This window comes from Burkholderia sp. AU18528, assembly GCF_002223215.2.
Lineage (GTDB): Bacteria > Pseudomonadota > Gammaproteobacteria > Burkholderiales > Burkholderiaceae > Burkholderia > Burkholderia semiarida.
Map to the genome: position 1 here is coordinate 38,115 of NZ_NKFC02000002.1, position 25,440 is coordinate 63,554.

Annotated in this window: 23 protein-coding genes; 11 read left to right on the forward strand and 12 right to left on the reverse strand. The window is 66.3% G+C overall.

Annotation, left to right across the window (positions count from 1 at the left end):
- Genes gspF through gspD form a run of 3 tightly spaced genes read right to left on the reverse strand, consistent with a single transcriptional unit; the run spans nt 1 to nt 5,061 of the window.
- Entirely contained in the window at nt 1-1,218 is a 1,218-nt protein-coding gene (gene gspF / locus CFB52_RS00300) for a type II secretion system inner membrane protein GspF (protein WP_059638548.1), read from the reverse strand.
- A 4-nt stretch (nt 1,219-1,222) separates the two neighbouring features.
- Entirely contained in the window at nt 1,223-2,713 is a 1,491-nt protein-coding gene (gene gspE, locus CFB52_RS00305; protein WP_306532320.1) for a type II secretion system ATPase GspE, read from the reverse strand.
- A 5-nt stretch (nt 2,714-2,718) separates the two neighbouring features.
- Nucleotides 2,719-5,061: a type II secretion system secretin GspD gene (gspD, locus tag CFB52_RS00310; protein WP_059580436.1), complete on the reverse strand. Its 2,343-nt coding sequence runs from the start codon at nt 5,059-5,061 to the stop codon at nt 2,719-2,721.
- A gap of 367 nt (nt 5,062-5,428) precedes the next feature.
- On the opposite strand from gspD, the gene CFB52_RS00315 reads away from it, so the two are divergent.
- Nucleotides 5,429-5,932 (forward strand): lytic transglycosylase domain-containing protein, encoded by a 504-nt coding sequence (locus tag CFB52_RS00315; RefSeq protein ID WP_099315904.1) that lies wholly within the window; start codon nt 5,429-5,431, stop codon nt 5,930-5,932.
- Nucleotides 5,933-6,103: 171 nt separating this feature from the next.
- On the forward strand, nt 6,104-7,417 hold the full coding sequence (locus CFB52_RS00325) for a GTP-binding protein (RefSeq protein ID WP_059638597.1): 1,314 nt from the start codon (nt 6,104-6,106) through the stop codon (nt 7,415-7,417).
- Between the two features lie 129 nt (nt 7,418-7,546).
- On the opposite strand, the gene CFB52_RS00330 is transcribed toward CFB52_RS00325, so the two are convergent.
- Nucleotides 7,547-7,825: an HU family DNA-binding protein gene (locus CFB52_RS00330; RefSeq protein ID WP_006401505.1), complete on the reverse strand. Its 279-nt coding sequence runs from the start codon at nt 7,823-7,825 to the stop codon at nt 7,547-7,549.
- 388 nt (nt 7,826-8,213) lie between these two features.
- On the opposite strand from CFB52_RS00330, the gene mnmC reads away from it, so the two are divergent.
- From mnmC to CFB52_RS00380, 7 genes are all read left to right on the forward strand, one after another.
- Entirely contained in the window at nt 8,214-10,184 is a 1,971-nt protein-coding gene (mnmC, locus tag CFB52_RS00335) for a bifunctional tRNA (5-methylaminomethyl-2-thiouridine)(34)-methyltransferase MnmD/FAD-dependent 5-carboxymethylaminomethyl-2-thiouridine(34) oxidoreductase MnmC (protein WP_099315906.1), read from the forward strand.
- Nucleotides 10,185-10,855: 671 nt separating this feature from the next.
- The gene (locus CFB52_RS00350) at nt 10,856-12,070 is read left to right on the forward strand and encodes a cation:proton antiporter (RefSeq protein ID WP_060008864.1); all 1,215 of its coding nucleotides are present in this window, start codon (nt 10,856-10,858) and stop codon (nt 12,068-12,070) included.
- 14 nt (nt 12,071-12,084) lie between these two features.
- Nucleotides 12,085-13,200: a YbdK family carboxylate-amine ligase gene (locus CFB52_RS00355; protein ID WP_059580447.1), complete on the forward strand. Its 1,116-nt coding sequence runs from the start codon at nt 12,085-12,087 to the stop codon at nt 13,198-13,200.
- A gap of 505 nt (nt 13,201-13,705) precedes the next feature.
- Nucleotides 13,706-14,344: a MarR family winged helix-turn-helix transcriptional regulator gene (locus CFB52_RS00365; protein WP_060310248.1), complete on the forward strand. Its 639-nt coding sequence runs from the start codon at nt 13,706-13,708 to the stop codon at nt 14,342-14,344.
- 28 nt (nt 14,345-14,372) lie between these two features.
- Nucleotides 14,373-15,083 carry a glutamine amidotransferase gene (locus tag CFB52_RS00370; protein WP_059638594.1) on the forward strand — a complete coding sequence of 237 codons (711 nt, stop codon included), beginning with the start codon at nt 14,373-14,375 and terminating at the stop codon, nt 15,081-15,083.
- A 209-nt stretch (nt 15,084-15,292) separates the two neighbouring features.
- Nucleotides 15,293-16,405, forward strand: coding sequence for an NADH:flavin oxidoreductase/NADH oxidase (locus CFB52_RS00375; RefSeq protein WP_099315908.1), 1,113 nt, complete (start codon nt 15,293-15,295; stop codon nt 16,403-16,405).
- A 177-nt stretch (nt 16,406-16,582) separates the two neighbouring features.
- Nucleotides 16,583-17,113 (forward strand): SET domain-containing protein, encoded by a 531-nt coding sequence (locus CFB52_RS00380; protein WP_059580454.1) that lies wholly within the window; start codon nt 16,583-16,585, stop codon nt 17,111-17,113.
- A 158-nt stretch (nt 17,114-17,271) separates the two neighbouring features.
- Here CFB52_RS00380 and CFB52_RS00385 read toward each other — a convergent pair whose 3' ends face one another.
- Nucleotides 17,272-18,756, reverse strand: coding sequence for a sensor histidine kinase (locus CFB52_RS00385; protein ID WP_059580457.1), 1,485 nt, complete (start codon nt 18,754-18,756; stop codon nt 17,272-17,274).
- Between the two features lie 105 nt (nt 18,757-18,861).
- The gene (locus CFB52_RS00390) at nt 18,862-19,554 is read right to left on the reverse strand and encodes a response regulator transcription factor (protein ID WP_006401494.1); all 693 of its coding nucleotides are present in this window, start codon (nt 19,552-19,554) and stop codon (nt 18,862-18,864) included.
- A 122-nt stretch (nt 19,555-19,676) separates the two neighbouring features.
- On the opposite strand from CFB52_RS00390, the gene CFB52_RS00395 reads away from it, so the two are divergent.
- Nucleotides 19,677-19,907 carry a DUF3717 domain-containing protein gene (locus tag CFB52_RS00395; protein ID WP_006401493.1) on the forward strand — a complete coding sequence of 77 codons (231 nt, stop codon included), beginning with the start codon at nt 19,677-19,679 and terminating at the stop codon, nt 19,905-19,907.
- 92 nt (nt 19,908-19,999) lie between these two features.
- On the opposite strand, the gene CFB52_RS00400 is transcribed toward CFB52_RS00395, so the two are convergent.
- Together CFB52_RS00400 and phhA are read right to left on the reverse strand one after the other, a co-directional pair.
- Nucleotides 20,000-20,377, reverse strand: coding sequence for a 4a-hydroxytetrahydrobiopterin dehydratase (locus CFB52_RS00400; RefSeq protein ID WP_256939962.1), 378 nt, complete (start codon nt 20,375-20,377; stop codon nt 20,000-20,002).
- A gap of 60 nt (nt 20,378-20,437) precedes the next feature.
- Complete coding sequence (gene phhA, locus CFB52_RS00405; protein ID WP_099315909.1) at nt 20,438-21,364, reverse strand: phenylalanine 4-monooxygenase; 927 nt, start codon at nt 21,362-21,364, stop codon at nt 20,438-20,440.
- 106 nt (nt 21,365-21,470) lie between these two features.
- Here phhA and CFB52_RS00410 point away from each other — a divergent pair, with 106 nt between their 5' ends.
- Entirely contained in the window at nt 21,471-21,956 is a 486-nt protein-coding gene (locus CFB52_RS00410; protein WP_060310246.1) for an Lrp/AsnC family transcriptional regulator, read from the forward strand.
- Between the two features lie 54 nt (nt 21,957-22,010).
- On the opposite strand, the gene CFB52_RS00415 is transcribed toward CFB52_RS00410, so the two are convergent.
- From CFB52_RS00415 to CFB52_RS00430, 4 genes are all read right to left on the reverse strand, one after another.
- Complete coding sequence (locus CFB52_RS00415; RefSeq protein WP_059580462.1) at nt 22,011-22,544, reverse strand: class IV adenylate cyclase; 534 nt, start codon at nt 22,542-22,544, stop codon at nt 22,011-22,013.
- Nucleotides 22,545-22,678: 134 nt separating this feature from the next.
- Nucleotides 22,679-23,485, reverse strand: a complete 807-nt coding sequence (locus tag CFB52_RS00420) for a hypothetical protein (protein WP_059580465.1) — start codon at nt 23,483-23,485, stop codon at nt 22,679-22,681.
- Nucleotides 23,485-24,291, reverse strand: a complete 807-nt coding sequence (locus CFB52_RS00425; RefSeq protein ID WP_059580467.1) for a hypothetical protein — start codon at nt 24,289-24,291, stop codon at nt 23,485-23,487. The genes CFB52_RS00420 and CFB52_RS00425 overlap by 1 nt, the downstream gene beginning before the upstream one ends.
- Before the next feature lies 1 nt (nt 24,292).
- On the reverse strand, nt 24,293-25,294 hold the full coding sequence (locus CFB52_RS00430; protein WP_059580468.1) for a hypothetical protein: 1,002 nt from the start codon (nt 25,292-25,294) through the stop codon (nt 24,293-24,295).
- Between the last annotated feature and the right edge of the window lie 146 nt (nt 25,295-25,440).

The window sequence follows — 25,440 nt, forward strand, 5'->3', positions numbered from 1 at the left end:
TCACTGCACCATGTTGTTCAGCTCGATGATCGGCAGCATCACGGCCAGCACGATCACGAGCACGATGCCGCCCATCGCGAGGATCAGCAGCGGCTCCAGCAGGCTCGTCAGGAACATCGTGCGGCGCTCCAGCTCGCGCGCCTCGCCTTCGGCCGCGCGATCCAGCATCGTCGTCACGTCGCCCGTCGCTTCACCCGAACGAATCAGGTGCACGAGCACGGGCGGAAACGTCTTCACGTTGTTCAGCGCGCGCGACAGCGCGGAGCCTTCGCGCACGCGCACGATCGCGTCGTCGATGTTCGCGCGCATCGCGCGGTTCGACAGCGTCTCGCCGGCCGCCTGCAACGCACGCAGGATCGGCACGCCGGCCGCGGTCAGAATGCCGAGCGTGCTCGCGAAGCGCACCGTGTTGTAGCCGCGCACGAGCTTGCCCGCGAGCGGCGCGGTCAGCACCCAGCGATCGAACGCGAGCCTGGGCCCGGCGCGCGACAGCGTCGCCTTCACGAACCACACGACGAGCGCGACCGCGATCAGGATCGCCCACCACCAGTGCCGCACGAATTCCGACAGCGCCATCATCACGACCGTGAGGATCGGCAACTGCTGCTTCGTGCTCGCGAACACGTTGACGACCTGCGGCACGACGTAGCTCAGCAGGAACGTGACGATGCCGAACGCGATCAGCGTGACGATGCCCGGATACGTGAACGCCAGCAGGATCTTCTGCTTGAGCGCATTGCTCTGCTCGATGTAATCGGCGAGGCGCGACAGCACGATGCCGAGCTTGCCGGTGTGCTCGCCGGCCGCGACCAGCGCGCGGTAGATTTCCGGAAAATCGCGCGGGTGCTGGCCCAGCGCATTCGCGAGCGAATGGCCGCCGAGCACTTCGGCGCGGATCGCGGCCATCAGTTCGCGGATGTAGTCGCGCTCGGCCTGCTCGGTCAGCACGCCGAGCGCCTCGTCGAGCGGCAGCCCCGCGATCAGCAGGCTCGCGAGCTGGCGCGTGAGAATCGCCTGTTCGCGCTGCGACAGCTTGCGGCCGAACGCGAGCCGCTGCGAACGCGCGCCGCGCGTGGCGCTCGCGGCCGGCTCGACGACGAGCGGCGTGAGCCCCTGCGTGCGCAACTGGCCGCGCGCGGCGCGCGCGCTGTCGGCATCGATCACGCCTTTCTGCGCGCGTCCCGCCGCATCGATTGCTTCGAAACGGAATGCCGGCATCGCGCTATGCGCCTCCCGTCACGCGCAGCACTTCCTCGAGCGACGTCGCGCCGGCCGCGAGCCAGCGCTCCGCGTCGTCGCGCAGCGTGCGCATGCCTTCCGCGCGGCCGGCGGCCAGGATCTCGGCATCGGCCGCGTTGCGGTGGATCAGCGCGCGGATCGACTCGTCGACCAGCAGCAGTTCGTAGACGCCGCGCCGGCCCGAATACCCCGAATGCCCGCACTTGTCGCAGCCGACCGGATGCCACAGGGTACGGCCTTCCTCGTGCCGTTCTTCCTTGCAGGCCGGGCAGAGCTGGCGCACGAGGCGCTGCGCGAGCACGCCGAGCAGCGACGACGCGAGCAGGTACGGCTCGACGCCCATGTCGGTCAGACGCGTGACGGCGGACGCCGCGTCGTTCGTGTGCAGCGTCGCGAGCACGAGGTGGCCCGTCAGCGACGCCTGCACCGCGATCTGCGCGGTTTCGAGGTCGCGGATTTCGCCGATCATGATCACGTCCGGGTCCTGTCGGAGGATCGAGCGCAGCGCACGGGCAAAAGTCATCCCGATCCGCTCGTTCACCTGCGTCTGGCCGATGCCGGCGAGATCGTATTCGATCGGGTCCTCGACGGTCATGATGTTGGTCGTCGCGGTTTCGAGCCGCGACATCGACGCGTACAGCGTGGTCGTCTTGCCCGATCCGGTCGGGCCGGTGACGAGCACGATGCCGTGCGGGCGGCCGATCAGCTTGTCGAACTGCACGAGCGTGTCGCGGCCCATCCCGAGCGCTTCGAGGTTCAGGCGCTGCGCGTCCTTTTCCAACAGACGCAGCACCGCGCGCTCGCCGTGCCCGGTCGGCAGCGTCGACACCCGCACGTCGACCGGCCGGCCGCCGACGCGCAGCGTGATGCGGCCGTCCTGCGGCAGGCGCTTCTCCGCGATGTCGAGCTGCGCCATGATCTTGATCCGCGAGATCAGCGCGCCGTGCAGCGCCTTCTTCGGGCGCACGACGTCGCGCAGCGTGCCGTCGACGCGAAAGCGCACGACCGACGCATTCTCGAACGGCTCGATGTGAATGTCGGACGCCTGTTCGCGCGCCGCTTGCGTGAGCAGCGCGTTGATCATCCGGATGATCGGCGCGTCGTCTTCCGATTCGAGCAGATCCTCGACTTCGGGGATGTCCTGCATCAGCCGCGACAGGTCGACTTCGCCTTCGACCTCGCCGACCACCTGCGCGGCGCTGCCGTCCTGGCGCGCGTAGGCCTGGTTGATCGCCTGCGCGAGCTCGTCGGCCGGCACGCGGTGCACAGCGATCGAGCCGAAGTTGCGCGCGATCTCCGCGAGCGCGGCGTCGCTCGTGCGTTCGCTGATCCACACCTCGAGCGTGTCGTCGAGCTGGTGCGCGATCAACACCTGGCCGCTCTTCGCGAAGCCGTACGGCAGCAGGCGCGCGGCCAGCGGCGACGGCGGCTGGCGCTCGCCCGGCGCGCCGTCGTGGGCGGAGGACGCGAGCACGTCGCTCACTGCGAGGCTCCCGGCGCGGTGGTCAGCGGCTGTTGCGGCACCGCCTGCTGCGGCACGCCCTGCGGCTGCGCGGGCGTCGCTTCGGGCAACGGCTGCGCCGGCACGGGCGCGACCTGGCGCTGCAACTGCTGGCGGCGCATCTTGTCGAGATCGAACAGGTTGCCGGCCGGCGTGCCGCCCTGGCTCGGGCCCAGCGGCATCGGCGGGACGACCGGGTCGTCCTTGTCGCGGATCACGTTGTTGTCCGACTTGTACGCGCCCGTCACGCCCTGGATGTAGTCGTAGCGGTTCGCGGTGACTTCCTGCGCGGTGCTGCGATCGGAAATGATCACCGGGCGCAGGAACACCATCAGGTTGGTTTTCGCGCGCTGCTTCGATTCCGAGCGGAACAACTGGCCGATCCACGGGATGTCGCCGAGCAGCGGCACCTTGCTGTTCGACACCTGGTAGTTGTCCTGCATCAGGCCGCCGAGCACGATGATCTCGCCGTTGTCGGCGAGGATCGTCGACTGGATCGAGCGTTTCGTGAAGGTCGGGCCGGTCTGTGCGTTGGTGGTGCCGCTGACGACCGCCGAATCCTCCGTGTAGAGCTGCAGCTTGAGAATCCCGCCGTCGGTGATCTGCGGCTTCACGTGCAGCGTCAGGCCGACGTCGCGACGGTCGTAGGTATTGAATGCGTTGCTCGTCGTGCCGCTCGTCAGGTTCGAATACGAGCCGGTCGCGATCGGCACGTTCTGGCCGACGACGATCTTCGCTTCCTCGTTGTCGAGCGTGATCAGGTTCGGCGTCGACAGCACGTTCGCGTCGCTCACGCCGGCAAAGTATTGCAGCAGCGCGCCGAGCCCCTGCACGCCGAACATGTTGTGCAGCCAGCCGATGTTGAGCCCCTGGCTCAGCGAGCCGAGGTTGGAGGCCAGCCCGCCGCCGGTGATCCCGCCGGCGGCGTTGGTCACGCCGCCCGCCGTCAGGTTGATGATGCTGTTGCCCAGCCCCAGCCCGGGGTTCAGGTTCGTGCCGCCGAGAAACTGGCCGCTCGCGACCTGCCACTGGATGCCGAGGTTGCCCTGCGTCGTCGAGTTCAGCTCGACGATCAGCGCTTCGATATAGACCTGCGCGCGCCGCGCGTCGAGCTGGTCGATCACCGAGCGCAGATTCCGGTAAACCGGATCGGACGCGGTGATGATCAGCGAATTGGTGGCCGAGTCGGCCTGGATCATCCCGCCCGGCTGGTTGTCGTCGCCGCTCTTGTCCTTGTCGCCGCCGAGGAGGCCGCCGGTGCCAAGGCCGCCGCCGGACGAGCCGCCGCCATACGCGGACGAGGACGACGAACCGCCGAGGCCGCCGGACGGCAGCGGCGGCGTGCCCGACGTGCCGGTCGAGAAGTTGCCGCTCGACGACGAGCCGCCGTTCTGGTTGAAGCTGTTCGCATCGTTGGACGACGCCGACGAGCCGCTGTCGTTGCCGCCCTTGCCGAGCATCCCGCGCAGCGTCTTCGCGAGCTTCACCGCATCGGCGTTGCGCAGCGGCACGACGTGCATGTTGCCGGGCACCGCGCTCGGCGCATCGAGCTGCTGCACGAGGCGCTTCGCGGCTGCGAGGCGCGACGCGCTCGACGCACGCAGCAGCAGCGCGTTGGTGCGCGGGTCGGCCGTGACCGATACCTTCAGCGTGGCGTCGCTGTTGCCGATAGCGCCCGGGTCGAGCATTTTCTGCAGTTGCGCGGCGAGGTCGATCGCGTTCGCGTTGCGCAGCGGCACGACCTGCACCTGCGCGCCCGCGGCGCTGTCGACGCCTGCGATGATCTGCGCGATGCGGCGCACGTTGTCCGCATAGTCGGTCACGACGATCGTGTTGTTCGCCGGGTAGGCCGTCACCGTGTTGTTCGGCGAGATCAGCGGCCGCAGCACGGGCAGCAGGTTGTTCGCCGATTCGTTGCGAAGCTCGAACACCTGCGTGATCACCTGGTCGCCGCGCGCCTGCGGCGCGTTGCCGATGTAGGTCGGCACGCCCTGCAGCTTCGCGTCGGCTTCCGGCACGACCTTCAGCACGCCGTGATCCTGCACGAGCGCGAAGCCCTGCATGCGCAGCGCGGACTGCAGCGTCTTCAGCGCCTGGTCTTCCGGCACCGGCCGTTCGGCCACGAGGTTGAGCTGACCCTTCACACGCGGGTCGACGATGATGGTCTTGCCGGTCGCGGCGCCGATCGCTTTCGCGACCTGGTCGATGTCCGCATTCACGAAGTTGAGCGTGACCTGAGCGTAGGCGGCCTGCGAGACGATGATGCCGGCCACGAGCAGGGTCGTGGCAACACGCCGCATAACGAAGCGATTTCTTGTCATGGATAAATGGGTCGATGCCGGCTCAGGCCACTTCCGGCGGTAGTGCTGAGATCCAAGTCCGAAAAGGGCGACATTAGCAGTTTTTCATGTCCGAAATATCACATTGATCCGAAGACTGTCTCACATACGACATGCGTGCGGTAAATCGTATGCAATATGTAAGGATCGGCGCAACCCTTCGCGCGGCGGCCCTCACGCTTTTTTGCGATGAGCCGACACGAAAATGCGGTATAACCGGGCTGCCGTATTCCTGCCTGTCGCAATTCGACGGTCTGCCGGTATGATACGGGCGGCACGTTTCTCGTCGCACTAATAACACGCACGGGTTTTCCCGAGCTTCGCGCCATTCCTTTTCGTTTTTCGCACGATGAACAGACGGTTCGCTTCGATCGCGTTGATCGCCGCTGGCACATGGTTCGCCAGCGGCAACGCGCGCGCGGATTGTTTCGACGAAGCGGCCAGGTATCAGCAGGTCAATCCGCTGATCCTGCGCGCGATCGCCTGGCAGGAGTCGCGCAACCGGCCCGATGCGCTGAACAAGAACACGAACGGCTCGGTCGACTATGGCCTGATGCAGATCAATTCGATCCACCTGCCGACGCTGTCGCGCTACGGGATCGGCCGCGACACGCTGATGGAGCCGTGCAAGAACGTGTACATCGCCGCGTGGCATCTCAAACAGAAGATGAACCGCTACGGCAACACGTGGCAGGCGGTCGGCGCCTATCATTCGGAAACGCCGTCGCTGCGTGACAAGTACGCGCGGCAGATCGCCGGCATCCTGGCGCAATGGAAGCTGCTGCCGCCCGTGCAGACGACTCAGACGACTCAGACCACTCAGGCCGCGCAGACCACTCAGGCCGCTCAGTGATTCCGCGCCGCGTCGCCGGCTGATGCCGGCCGGCCGGCCGGCGCCGGGCCGGCCGCGCGCGTTTGATGCACAATGCGGGCTGACGCCGCCGTTTCGCCCGTGCGCGGGCCGATCGCGCCCCGCCAGGGCGCCGCGGCCGCTTTTTCATCTTTTCCGTTGGTGCAAATCATCATGAATCCGGCAATGAAACAGCCGTTGCCCGTCACCGTGCTGTCCGGCTTCCTCGGCGCCGGCAAGACCACGCTGCTCAACCACGTGCTCGCGAACCGCGCGGGCCTGAAAGTCGCGGTGATCGTCAACGATCTCGCGGCGGTCAACATCGACGCGTCGCTCGTACGCGATGCGCAGGCGCTGTCGCACGTCGAGGAGCGCCTCGTCGAAATGTCGAACGGCTGCATCTGCTGCACGCTGCGCGACGATCTGCTCGTCGAGATCCGCAACCTCGCATCCGAAGGCCGCTTCGACGCGATCATGATCGAATCGACCGGCATCGCGGAGCCGATGCCGATCGCCGAAACGTTCACGTTCGTCGACGACGACGGCGCGTCGCTGTCGGCCATCGCGCGGCTCGACACGCTCGTCACCGTGGTCGACGCGTACAACTTCCTGCGCGACTACGGCTCCGACGACGCGCTCGCGACGCGCGGCATCGCCGCGTCGGAAGACGACGACCGCACGCTCGTCGAACTGCTGATCGAGCAGATCGAATTCTGCGACGTCCTGGTGATCAACAAGGCCGACCTCGTCGGCGCGGACGATCTCGCGCGCCTGCAGCACATCCTCGCGCGCCTGAATCCGCGCGCGCATCAGGTCGTATCGACGTTCGGCAACGTGCCGCTCGACGAAGTGCTGAACACCGGCCGCTTCGATTTCGACGAAGCCGCGAATGCGCCGGGCTGGCTCGCGTCGCTCGATCACGATCACACGCATTGCGACGATCCCGACTGCCATGACGACCATCATGCGCACGTGCACGGCGAAGCCGACGAATTCGGGATCGGCAATTTTGTTTACCGCGCGCGCCGTCCGTTTCACCCGGCACGGCTATGGGCGCTGCTGCACCAGGAGTGGCCGGGCGTGCTGCGCAGCAAGGGTTTCTTCTGGCTCGCGACCCGCAACGACATCGCCGGTTCGCTGTCGCAGGCGGGCGGCGTATGCCGGCATGGCCCGGCGGGTTTGTGGTGGGCGGCGCAGGATCGCGCGGAATGGCCGGACGACGACGAGCTGCTCGCCGAAATCCGCACCGAATGGCTCGGCGATCTCGACGATCGCACGGTCGGCGATCGCCGGCAGGAGCTCGTGCTGATCGGCATCGCGCTCGACGCCGATGCATGGCGTGCGAAACTCGATGCGTGCCTGCTCACCGATGCGGAGTTCGCGCTCGGCGCGGCGGGATGGGCGGCGCTCGACGATCCGTTCCCGGCGTGGGACGTCGATTCCCACGACGACGACGATCACGGCGACACGCAGATCGTCCATGCATGATCGCGTTGGTAACGGCTTGTAAAAGTAACCGTTAACTTTTGCAAGAGCGGCGCGAACTGTGGCGAAAATGCCGCGCGCGCCCAACAAAAAACCCGCCGAGAGGCGGGTTTTTCCGGAACAGGCGCGGGTTTAACGCTTGTTGACGGCGTCCTTGAACGCCTTGCCGGCCGTGAACTTGACCGTCTTGGCTGCCGGGATCTTGATGGTTTCGCCCGTCTTCGGGTTGCGGCCCGTACGTGCTGCGCGCTTGCCCGAACCGAAGCTGCCGAAGCCGATCAGCTGAACCGCATCACCCTTCGACACGGCCTTCTTGATGACTTCGAGCAGCGTGTCCAGCGTTTCGCCGGTTTGAGCCTTGCTGGCGCCCGTTTGGGCGGCGACGGCGTCGATCAGTTCCTGTTTGTTCATTAAGGTTCCTTTATCAGGTTAGGTTGACACGAACAGCGCGAACGCGCCGATTATACGTGCGCGAACCGTGCCGTCGAGAGTCAGACTCCGACGACACAGCGCCGAATCCTGGCCCGCGCGACGCGCCCTCCGGCTTGCCGGCGGCCACCCCGCGGTACGGCGTTGCTATGATAGCGCAGCGCAAACCCAATAACGACAAGGGTTTCAAAGATTTTCATCGGTATTTCGCCGAATGAATCGTCGATTGACCGTTTTTTGACCTGCGCCAACCGGACGGGATGCGCAGCGCGGTCCGCCCGAGCGTCGCGCCGTTGCCCCTTTCCAACGGCCGCTCGGACGGCCGCCCGCAATCCCTTGCCAGGCTTGGCTGCCACGTTTTTTGTTTCGCATGCCCGACCGACTTGTTCCCGCCACGTTCGCCGTTCGCGACGACGGCACGCTCGTCTCGCCCGAGTTCGGCGACATCTATCACAACGTCGCGGGCGCGCTCGCGCAGGCGCGCTACGTGTTCATCGCCGGCAACGGGCTGCCGGCGCGCTGGCAAGGCCGCCGCACGTTCACGATCGTCGAGACGGGGTTCGGCGCGGGCGCCAACTTCCTCGCGACCTGGGCCGCGTGGCGCGACGATCCCGCGCGCTGCGAGCGGCTGCATTTCGTCTCGTTCGAGAAGCACCCGTTTTCGCGCGACGACCTGCGCCGCGCGCTTTCCCATATCGTTGCGAACACAACCATCTCGGCAGAAGCCGCGCTGCTGGCCGACGCGTGGCCGATGCTCGTGCCGGGTCTGCATCGGCTCGAGTTCGACGCGGGACGGGTCGTATTGACGCTCGGTTTCGGCGACGCGTGCGCGTTGCTGCCAAAACTCGTCGCGCGCGCCGATGCGTTCTATCTGGACGGCTTCGCGCCGGCGAAAAATGCGGATCTCTGGTCGGTCGACGTGTTCCGCGCACTCGCGCGCGTCGCCGCGGAAGAGGCCACCTTCGCGACCTACTCGAGCGCGGGCATGGTGAAAAAAGCGCTCGTCGAAACGGGATTCACGTATCGCAAGATGCCCGGGCTCGCCGGCAAGTACGCGATGCTCGTCGGCGACTATGCGCCGCGCTGGCGCTCGCGCCGGCACGAGCCGCCACGCGCGCTGCCCGTCGCGACGCGCCGCGCGATCGTGATCGGCGCGGGCCTCGCCGGCTGCGCGGTGGTCGAACGCCTGGCCGCGCGCGGCTGGGACGTGACGCTGATCGAACGGCACGAACGAATCGCCAGCGAAGCATCGGGTAATCCGGCCGGCGTATTCCATCCGCTGATGACGCGCGACGACAACGTCGCGAGCCGGCTCACGCGCAGCGGCTTCCTGCACGCGATCGCACGCTGGCGCGCGCTCGAACACGCGGGCCATGCGTTCGCACGCAGCACGCACGGGATGATCCATCTCGCCGAATCGGCCGACGACTTCGCGCGGATGCGCGACGCGTTCGAGGCGTTTGGCGCGCCGTCCGACTACGTGACGCTGCTCGACGCCGACGCCGCGCGCGCACACCTGAACCTGCCGGTCGCGCACGGCGGCCTGCTGTTTCCGCACGGCGGCGCCGTCTGGCCGGCTGGGCTGTGCGCCGCGCAATATGCGGCGGCCGGCGAGCGCGTGCGCCTGCTCGCGTCCACCCGCGTCGCACGGCTCGAACGGCGGGGCGACACCTGGCATGCGCTCGATGAGACAGGCGCCACGCTGGCCGACGCGCCCGTCGTCGTGCTCGCGAACGCGGGCGACGCCGCGCGTCTTGCCGGGCTCCAGCATGTCGCGCTGCAACCGGTGCGCGGCCAGCTCACGCTGCTGCCGCCGGGCACGACGGCGCCGCTGCCGTGCCCGGCGATCGGCGACGGCTACGCGGTCCCGCTCGACGACGGCACGCTGCTGATCGGCGCGACGTTCGAACCCGACGATACCGATCCCGGGATGCGCGCGGCCGGCCATGCCGAAAACCTCGAGCGCGTGCGGCGCCTGCTGCCGGGTCTGATCGGCGAGGTGCCGGATCCCGCCACGCTGCGCGGCCGCGTGGCGTTCCGCTGGGTCGTCGGCGACCGCCTGCCGCTCGTCGGCCCGCTCGCCGACGAAGCGCAGGCTACCGCGAACGCACGCGCGCTGGCCGGTGCGCAGGCGCGCGACCTGCCGCGCCTGCCCGGGCTCTACGGCGCATTCGGCTTCGGCTCGCGCGGCCTCGTGTGGGCGGCGCTCGGCGCCGAGTTGATCGCCTCGCAACTCGAGGGCGAGCCCTGGCCGCTCGAGCGCGAACTCGCCGACGCGGTCGATCCCGCCCGCTTCCTGATCCGCGCACTGCGCGCCCGCCGCGTGGGCTCGGCCGGCTGACCGATCGCGCACCTTCTTCACAGTTTCCCGATTTTTTCGTGCAAGGTTATCCACGCGACGCTGTGGATAACCGCGCGGAATCCGTACGCACTTCGTGTGCAATCACAGTGGACGTAAACTGGGCAACTCGGCACAGCTGTGCGGCGGCCCGAAAGTTGCTCAACTCAAATGCCTGTGCGCGAACAGCCTGTGCAACCGGTTATGGTTTCGCCAACCCATTGATCCGCCGATGTAAACCGGAGTTATCCACAGAACTGTGCGTCCTTTGTTAACTTCTACTACGTATATATACAGGTAAACCTTTGAAACCAAAGACCTGCGGTGCCGCACAGCGCCGCGAGTCGATTCAATCGGTTCCGGAGCGAAAAAGCTGTGGCACAATCGGTTTCCTTCGCGTTCGTTCGGCCAGGCGCCGGACATGCTTCAATGGAACGGTCGGCACGGTTTCGAATCTGAATCTTCGGGACTGCGCAGTCCGTTCACACACCAGGCCGACAATCCAGATCGGCAACCTGAACGACGTTCCGCCCTGTGGTGGAACAGGCGGATCCCATGTACCGCCGTCGTCGAGCACAACAATCACATTCGGGGCGATACCCAGCCGGCGCGCATCCATTCCTGTCGCTTGACCCGCGTCGCTGGCGGTTGCTTCCAAAGGAGAAGTCACCACGATGAAGTCGGCGTTCTCATTCCTGCCCAACTGGCCGCTCGCGCCGGATGCCGTGTTCTGGGCCGGGCTCGCGCTGTTCGCAGCCGGCCTGTGCGGCGAGCTGTGCTATCGCGCGTGGCGCCTGCCGCGCATCACCGGCTATGCCGTGATCGGCCTGATCGCCGGTTCGTTCGGATTCGGCGTGATCGACACCAGCACCGACGAAACGTCGCGGCTGCTGATGGACGTCGCGCTCGGCCTGCTGCTGTTCGAGCTCGGCAGCCGCCTCGACCTGCGCTGGATCCGGCGCAATCCGTGGCTCGTCGCGTCGAGCCTGGCGGAAGCCACGCTCACGTTCGTGCTCGTGCTGTTCGTGATGCTCGCGCTCGGCGTATCGGGGATGGTCGCGCTCGTGCTGTCGGCGATCGCGATTGCCACATCGCCGTCGATGGTGATCCAGCTCAAGACGGAACTGCGCGCGGAAGGGCAGGTGTCGCAACGCCTGATCACGCTCACCGCGCTCAACAGCGTGTACGCGATCGTGCTGACCAAGCTCGTGACGAGCTGGCTGCACCAGGAAGCGTACGGCAACGTTTTCGCGACGATCCTGCAACCCGTCTACCTGATCGCCGGTTCGTTCATCGTCGCGTATCTGGTCGCGCGTTCGTGCAATTACCTGTTCCGCCACATGACCGCGACGATGCGCGACGAGCATTCGTTCGTCGCGCTGTTCGGGCTCGTGATGCTCGCGATCGCCGTCGCGCAGGCGCTGAAGCTGTCGACGCTGCTCACGCTGCTGCTCGCCGGCATCATCGTGAAGAACCTCGAGGCGCGCCCGCAGCTGTGGCCCGAGCACTTCGGCACGGCCGGCTGGCTGCTGACGGTGGTGCTGTTCGTGCTGACGCTCACGTCGTTTACGTGGGGCGACATCGCGCTCGGCGGCCTGCTCGCGATCGTGCTGATCGTCACGCGGCTCGCCGCGAAGCTGGCCGGCGTCGTCGCGTTCGCGAAGCCGAGCGGCCTCGGGATGAAGCAGGGCGTCGCGCTCGGCATCGCGCTCACGCCGATGTCCGCGCTGTCGTACCTGCTCGTCGACGATACCTACCAGCTCTATCCGAATTTCGACCCGCACCTGCGCGCGATCGTGATGTGCTCGATCGTGATCCTGCAGCTCGTCAGCCCGTTCGTCGTCTACCGCTGCCTGTCGGCCGTCGGCGAACGCAGCGACAGCAACTGATTCCGGAACCTGCCATGGCACTCGAAACCTTCGTCAATTCCGAGCCGTTCACGTTCGGCGTCGAACTGGAGATCCAGGTCGTCAACACGCACAACTACGACCTGACCAAAGCGGCCTCCGACCTGATGCGCCTGATCCAGGCCGAAACTTTCCCGGGCAACATCACGCCGGAAATCACCGAAAGCATGATCGAGCTGTCGACCGGCATCTGCCATTCGCACGAGCAGGCCGTCAGCGAGCTGCATGCGATCCGCGACGTGCTCGTGAAGGCGGCCGACCAGCTCAACGTCGGGCTGGCCGGCGGCGGCACGCATGCGTTCCAGCAATGGAGCGACCGGCAGATCTACGATGCGCCGCGCTTTCAGTACATCTCCGAGCTGTACGGCTATCTCGCGAAGCAGTTCACCGTGTTCGGCCAGCACGTGCACATCGGCTGCCCCGATCCCGACAGCGCGCTGTTCCTGCTGCACTCGATGTCGCGCTTCATTCCGCACTTCATCGCGCTGTCCGCGTCGTCGCCGTTCGTGCAGAACGTCGACACGGGCTTCCATTCGGCGCGCCTGAATTCGGTGTTCGCGTTCCCGCTGTCGGGCCGCGCGCCGTTCGTGCTGACCTGGGACAGCTTCGAGGAGTACTTCACGAAGATGGTGAACACGGGCGTCGTCAACTCGATGAAGGACTTCTACTGGGACATCCGGCCGAAGCCCGGCTACGGCACGATCGAGGTGCGCGTGATGGACACGCCGCTGTCGGTCGATCGCGCGGCGGCGATCGCCTGCTACATCCAGACGCTCGCACGCTACCTGCTGACCGACCGGCCGCTGAAGCTGTCGGAGGACGATTACCTCGTGTACACGTTCAACCGTTTCGAAGCGTGCCGCTTCGGGCTCGAGGGCACCTGCGTGAATCCTCAGACGGGCGAGCGCCGCACGATCGCGGAAGACATCCTCGACACGCTCGACCGGATCGCGCCGCATGCGGCGGCCCTCGGTTCGCGCGCGGCGCTCGACGAGATCGGCGCGCTCGCGAAGGCACGCGTGAACGACGCATCGTGGTTGAGAACCGTTTTCAAACAGGAAAAATCGCTGAACGAGACGGTCCGGCAGCAGTGCTTACGTTGGCGCGAGTGAAAATATGTTTTGCAGATTGCAGGATCGACCGCGCCGCGATTCGCTGAACGGCAGTCCGCGCCGGGTCGGCCCGCAATCGTCGGGAGGCCTCCTGAAAATCTGTGGATAACCGGATATTCCGCTGCAAAGTCAACGCTCTGCGCGCGGGATAACCCGGTGGATCATTACCGTGCGGCCGATGGCCGATCCGGACAGGACAAGGTCGGCGCGCCCCGTCTCGCGGGCGCGCGACATTACGCGCACAACGAAAAATTACGGTTATTCAGCGATTTTCCACAGCGCGCAGGGGATAACTTAGCTGTGCGATTTTCCGCTCTCGCTTAGAATGTCGGCTTTGCGGACGCCGGAACGATGCGTGTCACTCCGGTCGCCGCGAACGCGACCGCCGCGTGTGCCTCGCGACGGCCGTGTCGACGCACTCGACAGAGCGCGTCTGTTTTGAGATAGATTCGATCTCCACACTACGGCCGCTCGGCCAACCGGGCGGCGGCAAAGCGAAAAGACTATGAGCGAAGGCGTTTACGGGAACCAGGCTGCGGGACGTGTGACCCATAGCCTGCTGCGGTTGAGCACGGCCATGCGGAGCGAGGCATGGGATTGGGCGGAAGGCGCCGGCCTCACGCCGACGCAGGGCGAGATTCTCGTGCTGCTGCTGCAGCGCAAGGGCCCGATGCGGCTCGGCGAGATCGCGCGCGAGACGCAGCTCACCGCGGCTACCACGAGCGATGCGGTCAGCACGCTCGAGACGAAGGGGCTCGTCGAAAAGCGCCGTGCGCTGGACGACGGCCGGGCACTGGCCGTGCGCCTGTCGGCGCGTGGCCGTACGGCCGCGAAGAAGGCGCTGCAATGGCCTGAATTCCTGACGAAGGCGGTCGGCAAGCTCGGCGCGGACGAGCAGGGCACGCTGTATCGCGCGCTGCTGAAGACGCTGCGCGAACTGCAGGTGGCCGGCGCGACGCCGCCGCAGCGCATGTGCCTGACGTGCAGCCACTTCCAGCCGGGCAAGCCGTCGAAGAAGACGGTGCATCACTGCGCGGTGCTCGACATCGCGATGTCCGACAGCGATCTGCGTCTCGACTGCTCGGTGCAGGAAGAGGCCGACGCGGCGACGCAAAAGAAGAACTGGAAGATTTTCGCCGGCTGACGTCCGTCGATCGACCGGGAGGCCGATGATGAACGCTGAAGTCGTGGCGATCCGCCACGTGCATTTCGAGGATCTCGGGAGCTTCGAGCAGGTGCTCGGCGAACGCGGTCGACGGGTGCGCTATGTCGATGTCGGATCGTCGCGGGTCGAGGTGCTCGACGTGCTCGAGCCGTCGCTGCTCGTCGTACTCGGCGGGCCGCTCAGCGTGTACGACGATGCGCAGTACCCGTCGATCGCGCCGCTCCTGGCGCTCGTGCGCCAGCGCATCGACGCGGGGCTGCCGATCCTCGGTATCTGCCTCGGCGCGCAGTTCATCGCACGGGCGCTCGGCGCGCGCGTCTATCCGGCCGCGCAGCACGAACTCGGCTGGGCGCCGCTGACGCTCACCGACGCCGGCCGTGCGTCGCCGCTGCGCCATCTCGACGGCGCGACGACGTCGATGCTGCACTGGCATGGCGATACGTTCGACCTGCCGGGCGGTGCGATCCATCTCGCGTCCACGCCGGCCTGTCGCCACCAGGCGTTCGCCTGGGGGCAGCACGTGCTGGCGCTGCAATGTCATCCCGAGATCCGTACCGATCGCTTCGAACCGTGGCTGATCGCGAACGCCGGCGAAATCGCCGCGACGCCCGGCGTCGACGCGCGCCGGTTGCGCGCCGATACCGCGCAGCACGGCCCCGCGCTCGAGACGGCCGCGCGCCGCATGTTCGCCGAGTGGCTCGACAGCGTCGGGCTCTGACGCCGCGGGCGGCGCCGCTCGCGGCAAAGCGCTGGCCCGGCCTGCACCCGTTGGGGGCCGGCACGTCGCCGTACACCACGCATTCTCCGCACCGTCGGCATCCGGCCGGCCGTACCTGACCATCCGCTTACTGCCGAGCACGCCGTCTGCACGCTTCGAGCCTGCGTGCTACGCTCGTCCGCTCTTCCCTTTCCTGGCGAGCGGCTTCCATGACTGCGCTGTTTTCTCCGTTCACGCTGCGCGGCGTGACCCTTCCGAACCGGATCGTGATTTCGCCGATGTGCCAGTACTCGGCCGAACGCGGCGAAGCGACCGACTGGCACATGATTCATCTCGGCCATCTCGCGCTGTCGGGTGCGGGGCTGCTGTGCATCGAAGCGACCGCGGTGGAACCCGACGGACGCATCACGCATGGCGACCTCGGCCTGTGGGACGACGTGACCGAAGCGGCGCTGAAGCCGGTGCTGGCCGCGATCCGCAAGCATTCGCCGATCCGCGTCGCGATGCAGTTGTCGCACGCGGGGCGCAAGGCGTCGAGCGCGGCGCCGTGGGAGGGCGGTCAGCTCGTGCCGGTCGCCGACGGTGGCTGGCTGCCGCATGGCCCGTCGGCCGTGCCGCACAAGGACGGCGAGACGCCGCCGCTCGCGCTCGATGCGGCGGGCCTGAACCGCATTCGCGACGCGTTCGCGGCGTCGGCCAGACGGGCTGCGCGGCTCGGCATCGACGCGATCGAAGTGCACGCGGCGCACGGCTACCTGCTGCATCAGTTCCTGTCGCCGCTCGCGAACCGGCGCACCGACGAATACGGCGGCTCGCGCGAAAACCGGATGCGGTTTCCGCTGGAGATCTTCGAGATCGTGCGCGCCGCGTTTCCGGAAGACCGGCCGGTCGGCGTGCGCGTGTCCGCGACCGACTGGGTCGAAGGCGGCTGGGAGCTAGACGATACGATTGCCTTCGCGCACGAACTGAAGCGCCGCGGGTGCGACTGGATCGACGTGTCGTCCGGCGGCGTGTCGCCGCTGCAGAAGATTCCGCTGTCGCCCGGCTACCAGGTGCCGTTCGCGCAGGCGGTGAAGCGGGCGGTTGGCATGCCGACGATCGCGGTCGGCCTGATCAACGAACCCGCGCATGCGAACCGGCTGATCGAGGCCGGCGATGCCGATTTCGTCGCGATGGCGCGCGCGATGCTGTACGACCCGCGCTGGCCGTGGCACGCGGCGGCCGAGCTCGGCGCGCAGGTGACGGCGCCGCCGCAGTACTGGCGCTCGCAGCCGCGCGAGCACAAGGCGCTGTTCGGCGACGTCTCGTTCGGCCAGCGCTGAGTACATCGCGCAATATTGCGCGCGATGTTGAACGAAGCAATCGTGAACGTGTAGGATGCGGGTGATTCGCCGCCTCCCCCGACGCGGCACCGACCGGTGCCGCGTTTTCGTTTGGCGCGGCGCCCGGCCGCGATCGCGGCCGCTTCCATTCAAGTCGTCTTCACAAGGATTGGTTCGATGAGTTCACGCAGGATCGCGGTGCGCCGCTCGGGAGTACACGGCAAGGGCGTGTTTGCCGTGGCGCCGATCAAGGCCGGCGAGCGCGTAGTGGAATACAAGGGCGAGCGAATCTCGTGGAAGGAAGCGCTGCGCCGTCATCCGCACGACCCGAGCGAGCCGAATCATACGTTCTACTTCGCACTCGATGAAGGCGGCGTGATCGATGGCAAGGTCGACGGCAACAGCGCGCGCTGGATCAATCATTCGTGCGCGCCGAACTGCGAGGCCGAGGAAGTCAAGGGCCGCGTATACATCCACGCGCTGCGCGACATCGGGCCGGAAGAGGAGCTGTTCTACGACTATGGCCTCGTGATCGACGCGAAGCTGACGAAGAAGCTCAAGCGCGAATACGCGTGCCACTGCGGCGCCGAGTCGTGCCGCGGCACGTTGCTCGCGACGTCCGACGAAGGCGGGAAGAAGAAAAAGAAGAAGGACAAGAAGGACGGCAAGTCCGCCTCCGGGTCGAAGGACAAGAAGAACAGGAAGTGATGCAGGCGGCAGCGCATCGCGCGCTGCCGCCGTCGTTTCAGCCGTCGGTTGCCGCGTCATGGCGGCCCGTCGTCCGCTTTCCGCCTTTCCGTTCCTTTCCGGCGCGCGGCCCGAGCAACGGGCCAGCGGTTGCCCGCCGTGAATCGACCGGTGATCGTTCAGTGCGTCGGCGCCGCGGCCGGCGTTTCGCTGGCCGGTTTTTCCGTGCGCGCGGCGAGCGGCACCCTCACCACGAAGCGCGAGCCGCCTTCCGATGCATCCTCGTACGACACGGTGCCGCCGTGCATCGCGATGATGTCGTGCACGATCGCGAGCCCGAGCCCGGCACCCGTTTCAACGCCGTTGCCGCTTTGCGCGTCGCCGCGGAAAAAGCGCTTGAACAGGTCGGCCTGCTGATTCGCGGGCACGCCCGGGCCGTTGTCCTCGACCACGATCTCCGCGGCCGGCTGGCCGTCGTCGAGCGTACCGCGCGCGACGTTGACGGTGATCCGCGCGCCGTCCGGCCGCGCGAGCGGCACGTACTTCAGCGCGTTGTCGAGCAGGTTCGCGATTACCTCGCGCAACAGAACGGGGTTGCCGCGCACGTTCAGCTTCTCGTCGTCGCCCGGGTCGTCGCTGCGCTGGAAACCGAGGTCGACATGCGATGCGAGCGCGCGCGGCACCCATTCGGCACCCGTCTCGAACGCCATCGCCGCGAGATCGACATCGACGAAGCGGGCGGCCTGTTCGCCCGGCTCGGCACGCGCGAGCGACAGCAGCTGGTTGGACAGCCGCACCGCGCGGTCGGCGGCCGCGCGCAGCTCGCGCACCGCGGCGAAGGTCTGCTGCGGGTCGCGCGCGACGGCCGCCTGCTCGGCATGCAGCTTCACCGCGGTGAGCGGCGTGCGCAGCTGGTGCGCGGCATCGGCGATGAACTTGCGCTGCGCGTCGAGCGCGGTCTTCAGCCGGCCGAGCAGCGCGTTCATCGCGCTCGTCAGCGGCCGGATCTCCAGCGGCACGTCGGTTTCGTCCACGGGCTCCAGCGACGTGTGGGTCTGCCGGTTCAGCGAATCGGCGAGGTGCGTGAGCGGGCCCAGCTGCTGGTTCACGACGCGCCATACGATGCCCCAGCCCGCGAGCAGCAGCAGCAGCAACGGCATCATGATCGCGACGAGGAATTCGGCCGCGATCCGGTAGCGGTGCCGTACCGGCTGAGCGACTTCGACGACCATCGGCTTGCCGCCCTCGACGTCGTCGACGCGCACCTGCGCGACCCGCACCGCGCGGTTGTCGTACTCGGCCTCGAACACGTACGCGTGATGCATGCGGCGCACGTTGATGCCCTGCAGCGGCAGCTTCGGGTCGCCGGCGAGTTCCTGCTCGCCGTCGCTGATCCGGTAGATCAGCGCTTCGGCGGGATCGGAGAACATCGCCTGCGCGAGCGGCGGCACCGTGAACGGCGCGTCCGGGCCGGCGATCTGGATCTGTTTGGAGATGGCGGTCGCGAGATCGGCGAGCGAGCGGTCGATCACGTGCTGCGTGTATTGCCACGCGAGCCAGTAGGCGATCAGGCCGCTCATCAGCGCGAGCATCGACAGCGGGGCGGCGAGGCGCCGGAGCAGCGAGCGGCGCAGGCTGGTGGTCACAGCCGGATCAGAAGACATTTCGACGGGCAAATGGATAAGCGCCGCTCACGGAGAGCGGCGCGGTCGTGCGCCGGGCGGCGATGCGGAGCCGTCCGCACGCGGCCGGCCGGCGCGCGGCGTCGCTCAGACGCTCGCGGTCTGGCGGATTTCCTGCAGCAGGTAGCCGAAGCCGCGCACCGTGACGATTTCGACCCGGCACTGCTCGAGTTTCTTGCGGACGCGGTGCACGTAGACTTCGATCGCGGTGTCGCCGAGATCGCCGCCGAAGTGCGTGAGGTGATCCTGCAACTGGGCCTTGCTGACGACGCGGCCGTGACGCAGCAGCAGCATTTCCAGCACCGCGAATTCGCGCGGCGACAGTTCGAGCGGCTTGTCGTCGTTGAAGATGCGGCGGTCGACACCCGACAGGCGGACGCCGCCGAGCGACACTTCCGGACGCGGCATGTCGCTGTGCGGGCCGCTGCGGCGCATCACCGCGCGGATGCGCGCTTCGAGCTCGGCCGGCTCGAACGGCTTGAGCATGTAGTCGTCGGCGCCCGAGTTCAGGCCCTGGATCCGGTCGTTCAGCTCGTCGCGCGCGGTCAGCACGATCACGGGCGTGTGGCGGTTGGTCTGGCGAAAGCGCGTGAGCAGCGTCATCCCGTCGATGCCCGGCAGGCCGAGGTCGAGGATCACGAGTTCGTGGCGATTCTGTGCCAGCGCCTGTTCGGCAAAAATGCCGTCATGCACCATGTCGACGGTGAAGCCAGCCTGCTCGAGGCTGCTCTGGATACCGCGTGCGATGGGGCGGTCGTCTTCGATCAGAAGGAGTCGCATGAAGTTCGCTCAAGTACAATGGGTTGGCGGTTCAGGCACGCGGACAGCACGAAGCCGTTTCCACAGGGGCGCCGCATCGCCTGACATCAAGCATGGCGGCCAGCGAACGATTAAATCCAATCATGTCCGATATTTCGATCCACGACCTCGAAGCCGCGATCAATTTCTGGCGCGCCCGCTCGCCGTCGAGCGGCGACGAACTCAAACTCTGCGAAGAGGCTAGCGCGCTTTCCAAGCCGTATGCGCTGCTGATTGTACAGCGCGAAAGCGCGCTGCAACTGGAAGGTTTGGACCCCAAGGCGCGGAAAGCGTACGAGACTTACGTGCGCCTTAAGGATGGCTTGGAAAGCTGAAGGCTTTCGCTGAGTACATCCTAGAAAACGTTCAGCGAAATGAAAAGTTGACGCGCCGCGCAACGAACGATGCGCGGCGGTGCAGGCTGGACTCACGCGCCCGGTTGCGCGTGCGCGGCGGCGCCGTCGATGAACCGCGCGAGCTCGATGTCGCGTTCGGTCAGGCCGTCTGCGTCGTGGGTCGACAGCGTGACGTCGACGCGGTTGTACACGTTGAACCATTCCGGATGGTGGTTCATCTCCTGCGCCTTGATCGCGACACGCGTCATGAAGCCGAATGCCTCGTTGAAATCGGCGAAGCGCAGGCGGCGCTGGATTGCGTCGCGGCCCGCCACGGCCGTCCAGAGCGGCAGGCCTTCGAGCCGCGTCTTGCGTTCTTCGGATGTGAGCTTGTGGATCATCTTGCACCTCTCGTTCGGTAACGGCGCCCGCGCGCGGCTGCGCCGCGCGGCGCAGCCGGCATCGTTCATTGTTTCATAGTTGCGCGAAGGACGACGGGCGGGCGGCGGTTCGCGCGGGCGCCCGGCGCGTCACGCGTCGGCGTCGTCGGGCCAGCCTTCGCCCGTGCCGCGATGCAGCACGCGGTCGGTTTCGAGCACCGCGCCGGCCGCGAATTCGGGCAGCGCCGCGAGCCGGTCGGCCAGCGCGCGGCCGTCGACGTCGGCGAGCGCGAACAACTGCGCGAAATCGTCGATCACGAAGTAGGTCTTCTGGAACGTGTCGATGCGGTACTTCGTGCGCATCACGCGCTCGAGGTCGAACCCGAGCCGGTTCGGCGCCGCGCTTTCGAGGCTGTACAGGCTTTCGCCCTTGCTCGACACGATGCCGGCGCCGTAGATCGACAGGCCGTTCGTCCCGCGCGGGTCGCGAATCAGCCCGAATTCCACCGTATACCAGTAGAGCCGCGCGAGCCGCGCGAGCGCTGCTTCGTCGTCGGCGACCGCGAGCGCGACGCGGCCATACGCCTGCATGTAGTCGGCGAACACCGGCTCGATCAGCAGCGGCACGTGGCCGAACAGGTCGTGGAAGCAGTCGGGTTCCTGCAGGTAGTCGAGCTGGTCGGGACGGCGCATCCACCAGGTGACCGGGAAGCGCCGGTTCGCGAGGTGCGCGAAGAACACGCGGTCGGGCACGAGGCCCGGCACCGCGACGATTTCCCAGCCGGTCGCGGGCTTCAGCTGGCGGTTCACGTCGGCAAACGACGGCACACGATCGGCCGGCAGCGCGATCTTGCCGAGCCCGGCGACGAACGCGTCGCACGCACGGCCGCGCAGCAGCGCCGACTGGCGCGCATAGAGCTGCTTCCACACCGCGTGGTCGACCTGGCCGTAGCGCTGCAGTGACTGGTCGATGGTGAAATCGGCACGGGTTTCGAGGCCCGCGTCGAACTGCTCTTGCAGTTTCGCGGTGACGACGGTGGACATGATCAGGCTCTGCACGCTGTGGTTGGGAACCATGCAAGTGTAGAGCGGGATGCGCGCGGATTGGGCGCATAGTTGGCGAAGATTGGCATGATGATGCGATAATCGCGCATCAAATCACGAATCAATGCGGAGAACACTCATGGTGGAACTCGATCACTTCGATCTCGCGCTGCTGGACGTGCTGCAGCGCTTCGGTCGCGCGACGCATCAGCAGCTGGGCGAGGAGGTGCCGCTGTCGCCGTCGCAGATCGGGCGACGGCTGCAGCGGCTCGAGGCGGCCGGCGTGATCGAAGGCTACCGCGTGATGCTGCGCCCCGAAAAGCTCGGGCTCGGTGTGACCGCGTTCACGAGCCTGAAGCTCAAGCATCACGGCGATTCGATCATCGAGCAGTTCCAGCAGCAGATCGACGTGCTGCCCGAAGTGCTCGAATGCCACGCGGTGGTGGGCGATGCCGACTACCTGCTGCGGATCGTCGCGCCCGATCTCAACGCGCTGTCGCAGTTCGTGATGAAGAAGCTGATGCGGGTGCCGGGCGTCGACAGCGTGCGCTCGAACATCGTGCTGACGACCTTCAAGCGCAACGGTGCGCTGCCGCTGGCGCACCTGGCGCCGGGGGCCGCGTGACGGCGCGCCGACGCTGACGGCAGGGCGCGCGGCCCCGCCGCTCGTGGGGCCGGATCAGGCCGCTTCGGATTGCGCGTCGGCGTTCAGCAGGTCGACATAAGCGACCGCGACGAGGTCCTCCTGCGCGACGCCGAGCTTCGCGAACACGTCATGCGCCTCGGCCTCGCCGCCGGCTTCGTCGTCGTCCGGGCCGAGCACGACCTCCAGCTCGATGAAATCGCCGAGGCCGTCGACGCGGTCGAGGTGAATGCGCGTACGGCCCGCGAGGTACACGTGCCGCTCCTTCGTCACGATCCCGCGCGTGGTCAGCGCGGTGGCGAGCAGCGCATGCATCGCGTCGGGGTTCGTCACCGGGCTGCGCGTGTAGTACGACGCTTTCGGGCCGTCGCGGTCGTCGCGCTGGTAGAAGATCAGCTCGGCCGGCGTGCCGTCCTCGAAGCGGCGCAGCTTCAGCCGGCCGCGCGGCACGTCGTAGAAGAAATCCTGCTGGCGGTAGAAGAGCGGCGCTTCGGTCGCGAGCTTCGCCGCCTGTTCGCGCAGCCGGTCGAATTCGCGGGCGTGGGCTTTGATCTCGATGTTGCGGGCCATGCGGGTCTCCTTCAATCGGGGTCTCGCGGTGTGCGAACGCACAATCTAGCAAAAAGCCTGGGTAGGTGGCGTGACGAGCGGGCGGCGAGCCGACTGCTGCGGAGGGTAGGGGCGCAATGCGGGGCTCGCAGGGATCAGCGCGCGCGCCGAAGCGATGCCAGTTTCGCCGACAGGCGGAACAGCAGGAAGGTGCGGCGGAGCGCTTGAACTTTCTCGTATTCCTGATTGATGAAGCGTCGGCCGGTTTGGCGTTCGTACCGGTATAACTCGTACAGGTAGGCCACTCTCGGCCCGATGGAGACGGCAGTGACGTAAGAAAATGTCAGCGTGTACAGCGATGTCACGATCAGAATCGCGCCGCTGCTTTCGCCGATGTAGGTATTCAGCGCAATCGGCAGGTTGACGGTCAAGGCGATGGTCGCCGGTGCGAGCCTGTTGGTGGGAACGGTCTTGCCGCAATTGGGATCGATCGTGAACGAACGGATATCAGCGAGGTATTCGTTATTTCTGAAACGGCGACCGGGATGGCGCTTGAGTTCGCGGAGCTTGAGGGCAAACGGAAACGCGAGCGAGGCCAGCACGGCCGCGTGATAGAGGAAGACGAAAAGTAGGTACGGCTTGGTGGATGCTGGTTTTTCGATGAATGACCACACGCTCAACATAGCGGTACCCATCAGAAGACCGAATACGGCAACGATATAGACTGTGAACGCCGCCAGAAAACGTACGGACAGCGTGGAGCGATACTTGATCTGGTATCCGGCAGCCATCCCTGCGACAAGAATCGCAAGCATGGGCCAGCTCATGATCTGGAACGCGATGCCGTTTGCCTTCGCGATGGCGTACAGGCAGAAGCCGACGATCATGACGCTGCAAGGGCCGAGGCAAAGCGGGGCATGGCAGAGAAGCGGCCGCGCGCGCTCGAGGTCGGGAAACATCATCAGTGCGCGCGCCGAAACGATGCCAATTTCGCCAACAAGCGGCACAGGAGGAAGGTGCGGCGGAGCGCCTGTACTTTCTCGTATTCCTGGTTGATGAAGCGTCGGCCGGTTTGGCGCTCATATCGGTACAACTCATACAGGTAGGCCAGTTTCGGCCCGATGAAGACGGCGGCGACGTAAGAAAATAACAGCGCGTACAGCGATGTCGCGATCAGAAGCGCGCTGCTGTTTTTGCCGATGTAGGTATTCAACGCAATCGGCAGGGTGACGGTCAGGGCGATGGTCGCTGGCGCGAGCCTGTTAGTGGGAACGGTCTTTCCGCAGTTGGGATCGATCGTGAACGTGCGGGTATCGGCGAGGTATTGGTTATTCCTGAAACGGCGATCGGGATGGCGCTTCAGTTCGCGGAGTTTGAGGGCAAACGGCAACGCGAGTGCGGTCAATATGGTTGCGTGATAAAGAAACACGAAAAGCAGGTACGGCATGCTGGACGCCGGTTTTTCGATGAGCGACCACGCACTCAACAAAGCGGTACCCATCAGGAGACCGAATCCGCCAACGATATAAATCATGATCGCCGCCAGCGAGCGTACGGACAGCGTGGAACGGTATTTGATGTGGTATCCGGCAGCCGGTCCCGCGACAAGGATCGCCAGCATAGGCCCACTTATAAGCTTGAACGCGATGCCGTTAGCTTTCGCGATGACGCTCAGGCAGAGGCCGACGAGTATGAAGTTGACGAGGCCGAGGTAAATCGGCGCATGGCGAAGAAGCGGGCGGGCGCGCTCGAGATCGGGAAACATCATGTCAGTTATCCAGCAGGCGTCGGGCTTGCGATTCTGCAAGGTCGGGGCCGATGGAGGCGTTCCAGAGCACTTGTATGCCGAATCCGACTCCGAACGAGAACAGAATGACCGGGAGCGCACTGGCGCCGGCCCAGAGGAGAATAGCGGACGTTGCCGTCGAAAAACCAAACCCGAGTAGATTCCCGCTTTGACTCCGCGCAGACGCGAGCATGAACGCACGACTGTCGAATCTCAACGCGCCCTGCGTATCCCGGCTGATACTCGCCGCCATGTCGAGTGCCAGACTCGGCGCAAACGTCAGAACACCGCTGCCGATCAGGCTGCCGGCGTACAGGTGCCTGAGTGGCGAAATCCTGGGCGTGAGCTGTTTGAGATCCGCCGCCTTGAGCGCGGCAGTCGTGGTTTGCGTGCGCGGATTGTGCTTCGCATGCGGCCCGAGCGCCGGCTGGACGCTCTGGATCGGCAGGTTGCGTATCCGCAGCTTCGGACGGGGTTTTCCCTTTCCCGTGGTGTTGGCGTCATAGAGCGTGACGGAATGGTTGATCTTCACGCTTGGTGCAGCGCGGCGGAGCAACGTCTGCGCGCCCGCGTCGATGTTGCGTTTCAGGGACAGCGCATGCGCAGCATGGGCCGCACCGAGCCCGGTGTTGAGGTTTCCGACGATGCTTCCCGGCCCCACCAGGTTGTTGCGGCCTTCTTCGTAAAGCCGGGCGAGCGTTCCTGGATCGCCGGTATGCCCGCTGTCCGCGACGTCATGCACCCAGTCGGACGCGGAACACTGGCCCGATGTGACGAGCGCGTGCAGAAGCTCGCTCGCAAGATGCGGATCGAGATCGAAATCGCCACTGAAGGAATCGTCGCCGATCAACCAGCCGTTGCGTTGATGCGTGCGAATGCTGGTATGGGGAGGCAGGTTTTCAGCGAGCGTGCGGCGATGGCGTCGCAACGCATCGCATACCGCGAAGCTTTGCGATCGCGCGTGATCGGCGAGCGGACCGGTCATGTCTGGATTTCCCGTGTTCGATAGACGAATCAACGAGATTACAAACGTCTTTCACTCGCTTCAATTGGACCGGAACGAAAGTTGAACCGCCGGTCGATCTATCCGCGCGATCTTTTCACCCGCCAGCCCGATCACGCACGATGAGC

What these genes read in the sequence shown, in the direction of transcription:
- gspF (WP_059638548.1), bottom strand. Translation starts at nt 1,218, where the DNA reads ATGCCGGCATTCCGTTTCGAAGCAATCGATGCGGCGGGACGCGCGCAG.
- gspD (WP_059580436.1), bottom strand. Translation starts at nt 5,061, where the DNA reads ATGACAAGAAATCGCTTCGTTATGCGGCGTGTTGCCACGACCCTGCTC.
- CFB52_RS00315 (WP_099315904.1), top strand. Translation starts at nt 5,429, where the DNA reads ATGAACAGACGGTTCGCTTCGATCGCGTTGATCGCCGCTGGCACATGG.
- CFB52_RS00325 (WP_059638597.1), top strand. Translation starts at nt 6,104, where the DNA reads ATGAATCCGGCAATGAAACAGCCGTTGCCCGTCACCGTGCTGTCCGGC.
- CFB52_RS00330 (WP_006401505.1), bottom strand. Translation starts at nt 7,825, where the DNA reads ATGAACAAACAGGAACTGATCGACGCCGTCGCCGCCCAAACGGGCGCC.
- mnmC (WP_099315906.1), top strand. Translation starts at nt 8,214, where the DNA reads ATGCCCGACCGACTTGTTCCCGCCACGTTCGCCGTTCGCGACGACGGC.
- CFB52_RS00350 (WP_060008864.1), top strand. Translation starts at nt 10,856, where the DNA reads ATGAAGTCGGCGTTCTCATTCCTGCCCAACTGGCCGCTCGCGCCGGAT.
- CFB52_RS00355 (WP_059580447.1), top strand. Translation starts at nt 12,085, where the DNA reads ATGGCACTCGAAACCTTCGTCAATTCCGAGCCGTTCACGTTCGGCGTC.
- CFB52_RS00365 (WP_060310248.1), top strand. Translation starts at nt 13,706, where the DNA reads ATGAGCGAAGGCGTTTACGGGAACCAGGCTGCGGGACGTGTGACCCAT.
- CFB52_RS00370 (WP_059638594.1), top strand. Translation starts at nt 14,373, where the DNA reads ATGAACGCTGAAGTCGTGGCGATCCGCCACGTGCATTTCGAGGATCTC.
- CFB52_RS00375 (WP_099315908.1), top strand. Translation starts at nt 15,293, where the DNA reads ATGACTGCGCTGTTTTCTCCGTTCACGCTGCGCGGCGTGACCCTTCCG.
- CFB52_RS00380 (WP_059580454.1), top strand. Translation starts at nt 16,583, where the DNA reads ATGAGTTCACGCAGGATCGCGGTGCGCCGCTCGGGAGTACACGGCAAG.
- CFB52_RS00385 (WP_059580457.1), bottom strand. Translation starts at nt 18,756, where the DNA reads ATGTCTTCTGATCCGGCTGTGACCACCAGCCTGCGCCGCTCGCTGCTC.
- CFB52_RS00390 (WP_006401494.1), bottom strand. Translation starts at nt 19,554, where the DNA reads ATGCGACTCCTTCTGATCGAAGACGACCGCCCCATCGCACGCGGTATC.
- CFB52_RS00395 (WP_006401493.1), top strand. Translation starts at nt 19,677, where the DNA reads ATGTCCGATATTTCGATCCACGACCTCGAAGCCGCGATCAATTTCTGG.
- CFB52_RS00400 (WP_256939962.1), bottom strand. Translation starts at nt 20,377, where the DNA reads ATGAACGATGCCGGCTGCGCCGCGCGGCGCAGCCGCGCGCGGGCGCCG.
- phhA (WP_099315909.1), bottom strand. Translation starts at nt 21,364, where the DNA reads ATGGTTCCCAACCACAGCGTGCAGAGCCTGATCATGTCCACCGTCGTC.
- CFB52_RS00410 (WP_060310246.1), top strand. Translation starts at nt 21,471, where the DNA reads ATGGTGGAACTCGATCACTTCGATCTCGCGCTGCTGGACGTGCTGCAG.
- CFB52_RS00415 (WP_059580462.1), bottom strand. Translation starts at nt 22,544, where the DNA reads ATGGCCCGCAACATCGAGATCAAAGCCCACGCCCGCGAATTCGACCGG.
- CFB52_RS00420 (WP_059580465.1), bottom strand. Translation starts at nt 23,485, where the DNA reads ATGATGTTTCCCGACCTCGAGCGCGCGCGGCCGCTTCTCTGCCATGCC.
- CFB52_RS00425 (WP_059580467.1), bottom strand. Translation starts at nt 24,291, where the DNA reads ATGATGTTTCCCGATCTCGAGCGCGCCCGCCCGCTTCTTCGCCATGCG.
- CFB52_RS00430 (WP_059580468.1), bottom strand. Translation starts at nt 25,294, where the DNA reads ATGACCGGTCCGCTCGCCGATCACGCGCGATCGCAAAGCTTCGCGGTA.